8 protein-coding genes are annotated in these 12304 nt (G+C 56.8%); 6 read left to right on the forward strand and 2 right to left on the reverse strand.

Annotated elements, in window-relative coordinates:
* Window positions 1-7 precede the first annotated feature (7 nt).
* On the reverse strand, window positions 8-562 hold the full coding sequence (locus J3U88_RS29630; protein WP_207862643.1) for a YqgE/AlgH family protein: 555 nt from the start codon (window positions 560-562) through the stop codon (window positions 8-10).
* Between the two features lie 369 nt (window positions 563-931).
* Here J3U88_RS29630 and J3U88_RS29635 point away from each other — a divergent pair, with 369 nt between their 5' ends.
* The 6 genes from J3U88_RS29635 to J3U88_RS29660 all read left to right on the forward strand — a co-directional run bounded on the left by J3U88_RS29635 (window position 932) and on the right by J3U88_RS29660 (window position 7467).
* Window positions 932-2983 carry a tetratricopeptide repeat protein gene (locus J3U88_RS29635; RefSeq protein WP_207862644.1) on the forward strand — a complete coding sequence of 684 codons (2052 nt, stop codon included), beginning with the start codon at window positions 932-934 and terminating at the stop codon, window positions 2981-2983.
* A complete protein-coding gene (locus J3U88_RS35130) occupies window positions 2970-4202 on the forward strand; it encodes an ATP-binding protein (RefSeq protein WP_207862645.1) in 1233 nt (410 codons plus the stop codon). The genes J3U88_RS29635 and J3U88_RS35130 overlap by 14 nt, the downstream gene beginning before the upstream one ends.
* A gap of 84 nt (window positions 4203-4286) precedes the next feature.
* On the forward strand, window positions 4287-5705 hold the full coding sequence (locus tag J3U88_RS29645; RefSeq protein ID WP_207862646.1) for a sigma-54-dependent transcriptional regulator: 1419 nt from the start codon (window positions 4287-4289) through the stop codon (window positions 5703-5705).
* 74 nt (window positions 5706-5779) lie between these two features.
* On the forward strand, window positions 5780-6532 hold the full coding sequence (locus tag J3U88_RS29650; protein ID WP_207862647.1) for a thioesterase II family protein: 753 nt from the start codon (window positions 5780-5782) through the stop codon (window positions 6530-6532).
* Window positions 6529-7062 (forward strand): GNAT family N-acetyltransferase, encoded by a 534-nt coding sequence (locus J3U88_RS29655; protein WP_207862648.1) that lies wholly within the window; start codon window positions 6529-6531, stop codon window positions 7060-7062. The genes J3U88_RS29650 and J3U88_RS29655 overlap by 4 nt, the downstream gene beginning before the upstream one ends.
* A gap of 129 nt (window positions 7063-7191) precedes the next feature.
* Window positions 7192-7467 (forward strand): hypothetical protein, encoded by a 276-nt coding sequence (locus tag J3U88_RS29660; protein ID WP_207862649.1) that lies wholly within the window; start codon window positions 7192-7194, stop codon window positions 7465-7467.
* A gap of 297 nt (window positions 7468-7764) precedes the next feature.
* On the opposite strand, the gene J3U88_RS29665 is transcribed toward J3U88_RS29660, so the two are convergent.
* Window positions 7765-10773: a TonB-dependent receptor gene (locus J3U88_RS29665; RefSeq protein WP_207862650.1), complete on the reverse strand. Its 3009-nt coding sequence runs from the start codon at window positions 10771-10773 to the stop codon at window positions 7765-7767.
* Between the last annotated feature and the right edge of the window lie 1531 nt (window positions 10774-12304).

Raw genomic sequence — 12304 nt, forward strand, 5'->3', positions numbered from 1 at the left:
CGAATCCTCAGGCCTCGCCTGTCTGGAAGAACGAGGTCACCGCCGGGTCAATGCCGAGGCTGGCCAGCACCGCTTCCCAGCGCTGCCCGTAGGCCATGTCTAACACGAGGTCGGTACTTACATCCTGAATCCACCAGGCCCCTTCCTTGAGCTCGTTATCGAGCTGACCCGGTCCCCAGCCCGCGTAGCCGCATCCCAAGTGGAAGGTGTGCGGGCCGCGCCCCTCGGACAAAGCGTTGAGCACTTCCAAAATCGAACTCATGTGGATGTGGTTGTTGATCACCGTCGTTGAATTACCGGTGTATTCCGAACTATGCACCGACCATAAAAACTCGGCCTGAACCGGGCCACCCAACAGGATCGGGGTGGTGATGTCGGTGGCGAGCACGGTTTCCTCGTTGAGAATATCTTTAACCTTTACAGGAGAGGGTCGGTTAATCACTACCCCAAAGGCGCTTTCCTCGGTGTAATCGCAAAGCAGGACAACGGTTTTCTGGAAATAAGGATCGCGTAAGTTGGGCAACGCCACCAGCAGACTAGGTGCTCCGATTGTCTGAATCATCCATGACTCCTCGTGCAGGGCGGGCCGAAATAGAAATGCGTCAACAGGACCAAAAGCGAAAGGACGAGGTACTTGAGTCACGGCGACCACGCCGCCTCGAAAAAGGCGGACGACAGGTCGAGGGTTATCCCAAGGGTCCAAAACATGTGACGGGTTCTGCTGGCGGCTATTCTACCTGAGCCCGCGAGCGCAGGCGAGCCCTTTCGTGACGCGGCCCACCGACAACAAGCCGCACGCCAAACACGGAATGCGGGTGTCCCTACAGCGGCAAGCATGGTTCCCCTCAGGTTTAATGCTAGACTTGCCGAAACGTATCCCAAGGGCAAAACCCGTTGCCACCCGATTCCCGCTCCTCCGCCAGGTACCCCGATGGTTGCATCCGCTTTCCTTATCCCACTGATGTGGTTACTTTTATTTCAAGAAGAAAAACCGCCGCCTCCACCGCCGGTTGACCCCGAACCCCTGCTCGCTCAGGCAAGGCAGACCTACCTGCGCGGCGAGTTCAGCGAAACCATCGACATCCTGAAACCGGCGGTCCGCATCAACCACGGCCTGTCGATGCTGCTATCGGCCGACGCTTATTACGCGCTGCAAACCCCGGAATCCTTCAAGAAAGCACGATTCCTCTATGAACGGAGCATCTACGAAGACGATACCATTCCCTTCGCCGACCACAGCTATTACCGGCTGGCACAAATTTACATCGCCAACGCGGCCGAGGCCGACGACAAGGGACGCGCCTACGATGCAACCACCTACCGTGAGGAAGCCGGCTTTTTCCTCACCCAGATGCTCAAAAAGTACCCTGACTCTTACTTCCGTGATCAGGCGCTCAACAGCGTCTACGAGGTAGCCCGCGACATGCGCCGTTATCGGCAATTCAAAAGCGCGGCCGAATTGATTTGGGCCCGTTCCACCGACCTGGACCTGCTGATCCGGGCGGAACCGGTGATGTTCATCGAGCAGCGACCCCCGCCTCGCGATGTGGCCGCCCTAACCGACACCTACACGCGCCACGCCGACACCATTCACCTATTCCCCGAATTGATGTTCGCCTACGCCGACCGCTTCGAGGCGCTCAACGACCTCGCCAAAGCGGGCGAACTCTACTTGGACATCATTAACCTGTGGCCCCAACGAGAGGACAGCCCCACCTCCCTGCTCCGTTTGGCCGAAATAAACCGCCGCCAGGGTTTCTACGAGGCGGCAGGCTTTTTGTGCCGGTACATCGTCGAAGCCTACCCCAACAGCGACGAGGCCGAACTGGCGCTGCTGGCCGGACTCGAAATGATGGATCGGCGGCAAATCCGCGATTTCGTCACGCCGTCCCACCAATGGACCTACGCCGAATTGCTCGAAGCCGTGCGCCATTCCGGCCTGGACGACCCCATCCGCGCCCGTTACAGCTACCAGCTGGCGGTCATGGAAGCCATGTTCGGCAACCTCGAAAAGGGCCTGCTGATCATGGCCAACCTGGTCGCCGAATACCAGCGCGGCCCGTTCTCCGGCCTGTACCGCAACGCCTACCAAAACCTGTTGTTCCAAACCATCGACGATTACCACGCGGCCGGGAATTATTGGGGGCTCGACCGCATTTACAACAAACACCGTCCGTTGCTCGCGTTCACCACCGAGGTCCGTTATCCCGAAAAAATCGCCGACGCCTACCTGAAACTCAACCTACCCAGTTCAGCCCTTTTGGTTTACGACAACATGTGGAACTTCAAGCAGTCGATCACCGGGTTCGAGCTCGCCTTTGAGCCGGCGTTAACCGAATACCTCAAGCTCCTCGACATCATGCGCATGGACGAAAAGCTGACGTTGCGCATGGCCGAATACGCCGATATCTACAGCGAACGCGACCGCTTCTACCCCCAGTACCAATTCGTGGAAATGGAACTGAACGCACGGCGGGTCGACGGTGAAACGCTGCTAGAACCATACACCGAGGAACCCTTTGTGATTGGCAACATCTGGGACGCCCGCCGGCTGCGCCGCCTTGCGCTGGTAGCACAGGAAGAAGAGAAAAAGAACCTGGCCGACCGCCTTTACGCCACGGCCAGACGGCGCCCCTCCCTACGCGAAGACCTGCCGATCCTGCTGCGCGAGGCCGAACTCTATTACGCCGACCGCCTGTTTGAGTTGGCCGACTACAACGGGGCCCGCGACCAATACGAACGCATTTTGGTGGATCAGCAGTACGATGCATCCGACCGCGATTGGGCCTACCTCCAAATCGCACGGCTTTTCGAACTCGAGGGGAAACGCAAGCAAAGTCTGCGCATTTACGGCCAAATCGCTTGGTCGCCCGACGCCGATTCCGTGCCATATTCGCTTTTTGCCAAACGGCGCCTCGACTCGCTGGCCGCGAACAAAACCATCAACCAAATGGAAAAGGAGCTAGAAGGTGGCCAATTCTAAAAACCCGCCGACCGACGCAACCGGCGCCGCCGAAACCAACTTGCTCATCGAAGCCTTCCGCTCCTTTAACGAAGCCTCCACCGTGCTGGAACGCTCCTACCAAGAATTGCAGGCCCACACCCGTGAACTGGACCTCGAACTCGCGGACGCCAACGAACGGCTGCGTCGCTCGCTGCTAGAACAGGAAGCGACAAGTCTGCACCTGCGCAGCATTCTCAACAGCTTGCAGGTCGGCATTATGGTGGTCGACCTCGAGGGCGTGCTGGAAGCGATCAACCCTTGCGCGGTGAAGCTCGTGGATTTCGAAGGTTCGGTAGGCGTGAATTACGCCGAGGCGAACCTGCCTCAAGCCGTGGCCGACTTCATTTACGATTGCTTGGAAGGCACCATGCCGCGCATCGCCAAACGCGAGGTGACCCTGCCCCAACCCGACGGGCAACGGGACCTGGAGTTGCAATTTAAGCTGGTACGGCCCGAGGGCGGCGGGATTTTGTCGGTGCTGATCCTGATGACCGACAAAACCTTGCTCAACCGCCTACAAAGCCAGAGCAAACGCACCGCGCGTCTGGCGGCAATGGGTGAAATGGCGGCCGAGTTAGCCCACGAAATCCGCAATCCGCTCGGTTCCATTAAATTGTTCTCCGGCTTGCTGGAAGGCGACCTGGAGGAACAACCGGAACAGGCCAAGCTGGCAGGCCAAATCTCCCACGGCGTCAACGTCCTGGAGAACATTGTCGGCAACATCCTGGCCTTTTCCCGCAACGTCACCCCCAAAAAAGAAGCGCTTGAATTGGCGGCGCTGGTTGAGCAGAGCTTGCCGTTGTTTGAAATGGAACGGGCCCGAAAAAACATCGAGGTCACCCTGCGTAAGCCGGAACGGCGCCTGATGATTGAAGCCGACCCGCACCTGCTCAAACAAATGCTGCTTAACCTTTGCAACAACGCGATTAAGGCGATGGCCCCCGGCGGTCGCCTCGATATTCAAGTCAACACCCACGACGAATTCGCCGAACTCGTGATCACCGATACCGGCCACGGTATTCCCGCCGACCAGCTGCCCAAAATTTTCGACCCCTTCTACACCACCTTTCACGGCGGTACCGGCTTGGGTCTTTCCGTGGTCAACCAGATCGTCGAAAAACACGCGGGCGCCATTGATATCAAATCGGCAGTGGATCGTGGCACCTCGGTGTATGTCTCGTTACCGCGTAGCCTGTAGGCCGCCGACGCAACGCTGGAATCGCTGGTCGGCGCAACGGGGAAACGTTAGACTAAGTGAAACAGAGCATATCCTGGAGGAATCATGAGTTTTCGGCCGGAAGCCCATCGCATTTTGGTAGTCGATGACGACGACGGCATGCGCCTCGCCATGGCCGAAACACTGAAGCGCAAACGCTACCAGGTCGATACCGCCGAGGACGGCGCCACCGGACTCAGCATGGTCACCAAACACAGCTACCAAGCGCTAATCACCGATCTGCGCATGCCCGGCATGACCGGTCTCGAACTCCTCGCCGAGGTAAAAAAAGCCTCGCCCGCCACCGAGGTCCTGCTGGTTACCGCCTACGGCACCATTCCCACCGCGGTGGAAGCCATGAAATACGGTGCCTACGATTTCATCCAAAAACCCTTTAGCGCCAAAGAATTGGAAAGCATTGTTTACAACGCCCTCGTCAAACAAATGCCGCAAAACGCCTACCGCGCCGACACCGCGGAGGACCGTTACCACATCGTAACTCGCGCCGAAAAAATGCTGCACTTGCTCGCGCTGGCCAAACGCGCCGCCGCCAGCAACGCCACCATCTTGATTCAGGCCGAAAGCGGTACCGGTAAAGAACTGCTGGCGCGCTTCATTTGCCAACACTCCGAGCGCGCCAAAAAACCCGTGATCGCCATCAACTGCGCCGCGCTACCCGATAACTTGCTGGAAAGCGAACTCTTTGGTTATGAAAAAGGCTCCTTTACCGGCGCGCTCACCGCCAAACCCGGTAAGTTCGAAATGGCGGACGGCGGTACCATTCTGCTGGACGAAATCGGCGAAATGCCGCTGGGCTTACAAGCAAAACTGTTGCGTGTCTTACAGGAGCACGAGGTCGACCGCATCGGCGGTAAACAGCCCATCAACGTGGATGTGCGCGTCATCGCCATGACCAACCGCGACCTCAAAAAACAAATCGCGGAAGGCCGCTTCCGCGAGGATCTCTACTACCGCCTCAACGTGATTCCCCTGGAAATCCCCAGCCTGCGCGAGCGCATCGAAGATTTGGAAGAACTGGTCGCCCACTTCACCCGCAAATTCGGCAATCCCAACGCCAAACTGGCCCCGGCCGCGCGCAACATCCTCAAGCGCTACGATTGGCCCGGCAACGTGCGTGAACTGGAGAACATGATTCAGCGCGCGCTGATCCTAAGCGGCAAGGACGAACTGGAAATCAGCGACCTGTTTCAGTTCAGCGAGGCCCCGCAAATCAGCGACGCGCCGCAACCGACACAGGCCGGCGCAAACGCGGCCGATGCAGGCGACGCACCGGGCTACCAAATGCGCGCGGGCATGTCGGTTGCCGAGGTAGAACGCATGCTGATCGAGCTGACCTTGGACGAAACCGAAAACAACAAAACCCATGCCGCCAAGATGTTGGGCATTTCGCTGCGCACCCTGCGCAACAAACTCAACGAATACACCGCCGCCGGCAATCCCGTGAAAACGCCCGCGAAGGATTAACCCGGTTTGAGGCTTTGTGTTAAGGTGGGGATCGTTCTTTCCTGCTTCGAAAACACCTCTGGGAGAGCCTCGCCATGACCACCTTCCGCACGCCCTGGCTGCGCTGCTTTGCGCCCCATACAAACCCCAAGAAACGCCTGTTTGCCTTTCATCACGGCGGTGGTTCAGCCGTGTTTGTCAAAAACTGGCACACGTTTCTCGGTGAGGATGTAGAAGTGGTCGGGGTGCAACTGCCAGGCCGCCAGGAACGCATGCGCGAAAAACCCATCACCCAGGTTGAGGCCCTTGTTCAGCCTTTGGCTCAAGCCCTGCAACCCTACACCGACCTGCCCTTTTATTTGTTCGGCCACAGCCTCGGCGCCATGGTTTCCTTTGAGCTGGCCCGCTACCTCTGCGATTTCACCAGCGCGCAACCCCAAGCGCTGATCGTTTCCGGTCGCCACGCACCCCAGGTCAAAAGTGTTTTTCCCAAAATCGCCCGTCTCGACGATCAAGCCTTCCTTGAAGGCGTCAAAAACTACGACGGTTTACCCGCGGAAATCTTGGCCCACAAGGAACTGCTCCAGCTCATTCTGCCCTCGTTACGGGCCGATTTTGCGCTCTCGGAAACCTATTTCTACCAGCCCGCCCCACCCCTGCCCCACCCCATCGCCGCCATCGGCGGCAACGCGGATCGCAGTGTGCCGGTTGCCAACCTCGAAGCCTGGCAAAAACAAACGCGCGGCGGTTTTTCGATGCAGTTAATCGACGGCGGGCATTTCTATTTCGAGGAACAGCCCGACGCCTTTTTTACGGCGCTTAAGCAGGTACTGGACGGCGCGTCATGAGCGCGGTACGGATCGGCAAAGCCGGCCCGGACCAAGCCGTCGCGCTTCAGGCCTTTGTCGAACGCACCTTCCGCGATACCTACCGGGAACACAACACCGCGGAAGACATGGAACAGTACGTGGCGGAAAGCTTTGGCCTGGATCGCGTCCGCGCCGAACTCCATGACGCCGACATCACCTACCTCATCTTAGAAAAAGACCATGCCGTGGCAGGATACGCCAAACTCAATCGCGGTGAACCCACGGCCGTCACCCTCGCATCACAACCCAATCTGGAGTTATGCCGCTTCTATATCGACCAGCCCTTTCACGGCCAAGGCTTGGCGCAGAAGCTGATGGAACATTGTTTTGCAGCTACCCGGGGACAGGGATACCGGGGAATTTGGTTGGGCGTCTGGTCCCAAAACCACCGCGCGCTGCGTTACTACGCCAAAGAAGGATTTGAGAAAGTCGGCTCGCAAATCTTCGTCCTAGGCCGCGATGAGCAGTTGGATTACATCCTTTATGCGGGCCAGGATCGTTCGATTTAGGGCGAGGATCAGGCGATGGATGTTTGCTTGTCGATCCCGCTTCCGCTTTAGTGTGAGGCGATGAAGGTTTGGCTACCTGTCGCGGCCACTTCCGCTTTGGAGGCGCCGTTTTTTTCGCAGGATAGGGCGATGAGCGTCTGCCTGCTTTTCGATTCCTATTCCGCCTTTGATAAGCAGGATGGGCGATGGTGGTTACCTGCTTTCCTCGGCGCTTCCCGCCCTGGATGCGTTTCGAGCGATGCCCATAGCCTTCCCCTTGAAGCGTTTTCCGCTATGAAGGGTGAGGTGATAGAGCAGAAGGCCTACCGGCCCGTGGTTCTCGCCAAGATTCGTCGTATGGAGCGAGTTCAAACTGTTGCAAGGAAAAAGATGGTAGCCAAGGGCGAGGCGTTTCGATCTTGGTAGACCCATTCATCCGCGGTCCGACCTGCCATAGCTTGCGAAGGCAGACGCAACCGGGCAGCGCCGGCAGGCAGGCGTGGCACCGATCCTAATATCCTGCCCATCCAAGGCGCGATCAGCAATGGACCAAAGCCAATGCTCCATCGCCCATCCTGAGAACCTTCCAACAACAACCCTGGCACATCTGGAACACCCACCATCCACAACATCCTAAACAGAAAAAAGCAGGCCCGGGGTGAACCAGACCTGCTTTTCAAGGGAAGTCGGCAAGCGCAAGCGCCTACCGACAACTAAGGTGACTTAGAAACGAATACCAAGATCGATGGTCATTTCGCGAGGAGCTTGGAAGTGCTGGTTGAGGGTACCCTCACCGAAGCTGCCGCCACGCTCGTAGTGAATGCCTTCGACAGGCGTTTCGTTGAAGATGTCAAAAGAAGGTGCACCAGAGATGGCCGTTACCGTCTGGTTACCGTCGATTTGCGCATCACCGTTGAACATGTTGGTTACTTCGAACTGAACGAACAACTCGTAACGGTTCTGAATGGTGAAGCTGTAGTTCACAGCGAGGTCGAGAGAGGTGAAGCTGTCGAACTCGAATGCATCAGGATCGGTTACGTGGTAAGTCGCCTCGGTGGGCGGTTCGGAGTAAGGCAGGGTAGCAGGATCGGGGAAACCGTATTCGGTCTCACGACCACCAATCTGTACGTTGTACTGCATGCCGTAAGGAATACCGGAGAAGTAGTTAAACAAACCGGTGAAGTTGAAGGTACCAAACGAGGTGTTCAGGTCGTAACCCGCCCACATACGCAGGGTGTGCTCAATGTTCTCAGGCAAGAGGCCGGTAGGGTTGGCACGGCTGTAGCCGGCGTACTCAGGATAGGTGGTGGTACGTTCCGTAGAGATCGCACCGGAACCGGAGGTTTCACCGTTGATGTTACCTTCAGCTTGAGAGTAGGTGTAGTTACCACCGAAGGTGATTTCGTTTTCGAACTTGTACTGACCGGAGAGGTTGATACCGAAGTACTCACGCTCGTAGCAGTCGTCACAGTTAGAAAGAACGGTACGGTCAACACCAAAGGTGTTTTGACCCGTGGTGGTGTCAATGGTACCGATCAGGAAGCTGCCGTACTCACGAATGATGACGTCAGACTTTACGAAACCACGGTTGCCCAACTTGTGCTTGTAGCCCAAGCTGATTTCGGTTACGTCCAAGGCATCCAAACCACCGGCTTGAGGAACCACGGAAAGTGATTCAAAAGAGGTGTCGGGAGAGAAGTCTTGGAAGAAGAGGTAAGGGTTTTGGATGGCGTTGGCGTCGAGGGCTTCAACAGCGGCACGGCCACCGGGGAAAGCAGATTCCAACCAAGCGTAAACGTCGGCGATGCTTTCGGTTTGAGGACCGTCGTAGATCCAAGCGAAGATCGCGGGAGAACCGGCGGTAGAACCGTCTTGAGCAGCGTCGTTCAACTTACCAGTGTAAACGTTGTAGCCCAAGCTGAACTGGTGAACACCGTCACCACGAGGATCGTAGTTCACGGTCAAACGGGGGCTGAAGTTATCGGTAGCGGAAAGTTCCTGACCATCTTCAGCAGCAGTATCGTTGCGGTCGAAACGCGCGCCGATGTTGAAGTACCAGTTTTCGTTCAAGGTCCATACGTCGTTCACAAACAACGCTTCGGTGGTGAAGTCGGAACCTTGGGACAGGTTTACGACGGGGAAGTATACGAACCAAGCAGAACCACCAACGGTGCCGTCACCTTGGAAGATGGGGATGGGTTCGCCGTTGGCGTCGAAACGGGTCCAACGAGGACGCAACTGCCAACCGGTAGGCGACTGGAAGTTGTTTTCGTTACGGGTCTCGGTCAAGCTCTGGGCACCGAAGGTGATGTCGTGAGAGCCGAGGTTGGTGGAGTTGTAGAAGTAAGAGAACTTCAAGTTCCAGTTTTCAGAGTTACGCTCGGCAACACCGCCGCCGCCAAAAGGCGCGTTGGAGTATGCGTTACCTTGGTCACGGTGAATCAAGGTGGTACCGGCGATGATGTCGTCGGTGATCAAACCACCACCCAGTTCGCCGGTGCGCTCGGAGTAGTTGGCGTCAACGGTGAAAGCAGGGGTGATAATACCGCGGTAGTTCAATGAAAGCAGGCTACCGGGGAAAGAAGCAGCGGGATCCAAGGCGCTGGTGCCAATGGATACGAAGGTTTGACGGTTGATGACGTCAACTTCGTCTTCCAAGTAGGAAGCAACAACCTGGTGACCTTCAGCGATGGTACCGGTCAACTTCAACTGGAGACGTTGGCGCTCGGTAACCTCGGTGTAACCACGCGCGGGAGGCGCGGTTTGACCGGTGGGCAGACCCAGTGCAGTCGCTTGCGCGTCGCTCAGGGCGGTACCGGCACGCAGTGATTCGGTTTCGTCGGTGTCGAATGAACGACCGGCAACGGCGAACCACAAGCGGTCTTTTACGATGGGACCGTTGAAGGTGAAGGTGTATTCTTTGTTGATGGTGTCAACTTTTTCGGTACCGGCTTCGAGTTCCAGTGGATCGCGCGCGAGCCAATCTTCGTTGGACAGAGAAGCACGGAAGGTACCGTGGAATTCGTTGGAACCGGACTTGGTGATGGAGTTAACCACACCACCGGCGAAGAAACCGAATTCAGCAGAGGCGTTACCGGTGATAACCTGCGTTTCTTGAATGTCATCTTCAATGAACAGGTTGTCCGCACGGCCGCGGATACCGTCACCGTTAACGAAAGCGCCGTTCAGCATGAACACGTTTTCCGTTGCAGATGCACCGTTAATGGAGATACCGCCGAATGCACCGGTGGTAACACCAGGTGCCAAACGCGCTACAGACTGAAGGTCACGAGCACGGGGCAGTTTCTCGACGAAGTCGCCTTCAAAGTTGGTGGCGACTTGGGTGGTATCCAATTCAAAAACACGGTCGGCCACAACAACCAGCACTTCGCTGGTGCCTTCGGGCTCCATCACCATTTTGGGACGGGTGGTCGTACCGATGGATACACGTGTTTCGAGTTTGACGGTTTTCATACCGGGCATGGTGGCGGTCACGGTGTAAATACCGGCCGGCAAAAGACGTACGAGGTACTGACCGGTTTCAGCAGAAACAGCGGTACGGGTACCCTGAAGGGCAGGTGATTCGAGGGTGATTACGACGCCGGGCAGCGGTTCGCCGTTGGCATCCTCGACACTACCGTTAATATTACCAGTCTGTTGCGCAAACGCGGGAAAAGCAAAAAGCGCAGCAAACATAACGCCGAATACGACGTTGGAAAGCCTTGTGTTCATGATAACTACGATCCTCCATATCTAAGGACTTGAAGCAATGAGCGGGGAATCATGCCGCAAAGTCTTGCTCGTTAAGAACAGAGCGGCGGAAGCAACCATTTGTCTTCCTAAATTCACAATTCCGATACAACGCGACAGCACGTACGGTCCGCCTTTCTAAGGTCTGTGTCGGCACCCCTCCGCACAGACGGCATCACGTGACGTGTATCTCTATTACCCAAAACGACTCATTGTGGTGAATCCCCCTAAGGTCGAGATAATAACCCAGGTTTTACAAAGCGGAAAGGAATTGTTGCATTTTGGCGAGAAAAAAACGGGCCCGCCGTGATGCGCTCCCTCACACAAAGTCAAGTAAATTCCTGAGTTGTGCGCCCGGTAACGTCGTCAAAAACCCGACATAAAGCCGCCGTTCACACCTCTAAGGATCGTCACGCATGCATCAATTTACTGGGATTACACCAGTTAATCACACTTTTGCCTTTTTGGCCATTTCTTCCACCCCTTTCGTTTCTCTTCTAACCAAACCCAAACAAGGAAAACATGATTCGAGCCCGAAAATGGGCTTATTTAGCCCGTTTCACTCTGTAAAACTTTTTTCATTCCCTTTTCGTTTTGGGCTTTGGCGGGGGTTGAAGGTGGGAAATCGGCGTATTTCGTTTGGGATTTTTTTTGCCGACGGTTGGCAAGCCACCCGGTGTCAACCCCTTCAGGGTTTTCCCGTCCGTGAACCCCAAAGACCCAGGGTGCGACCATTTTCAATGGTCGTACCCGGGGCTAACATATTGCCCCCCTTCAGGGGGCGTCCAGCGTTGCCGGGCTCCGCACGGCGTTTATTCAAAGCATGGTCCATAGATAGGGTTGTGCGGCCCGCTTCGGGGCGCGCCGGTACAAACCGTGGGCTGATCCGGCGCACCCCGAAGGGGTTCGCACACCGCAAGGCGTGGTCCACAACTGATTTAAACGGTGAGCCGGAGGCGAACGACCTTTGGTTACGCCGAAGGCGTTACGGATTTCAGCCCTGGGTAAATGGTTGGAACAACCGTTTACCCAGGGTCCCCGGGAGTTCCCGTCGCGCAGGCGCTGAAGGCGCCGGCCAAACGACCCCTAACCGAACCGCCGGGTTCATGGATGCCGAAACCACACCCGTTTGCCCCATCCTCCTCGCGGGGTTGAAAAAACGAAACGCCCGCGGTGTCAACGCCTTCAGCGTTTTCCCCTCCGTGAACCCCAAGGCCTGTGCTCCAGTGGCGCGCCGGTACAAACCGTGGGCTGATCCGGCGCACCCCGAAGGGGTTCGCACACCGCAAGGCGTGGTCCACAACTGATTTAAACGGTGAGCCGGAGGCGAACGACCTTTGGTTACGCCGAAGGCGTTACGGATTTCAGCCCTGGGTAAATGGTTGGAACAACCGTTTACCCAGGGTCCCCGGGAGTTCCCGTCGCGCAGGCGCTGAAGGCGCCGGCCAAACGACCCCTAACCGAACCGCCGGGTTCATGGATGCCGAAACCACACCCGTTTGCCCCATCCTCC

This window comes from Acanthopleuribacter pedis (assembly GCF_017377855.1).
Lineage (GTDB): Bacteria > Acidobacteriota > Holophagae > Acanthopleuribacterales > Acanthopleuribacteraceae > Acanthopleuribacter > Acanthopleuribacter pedis.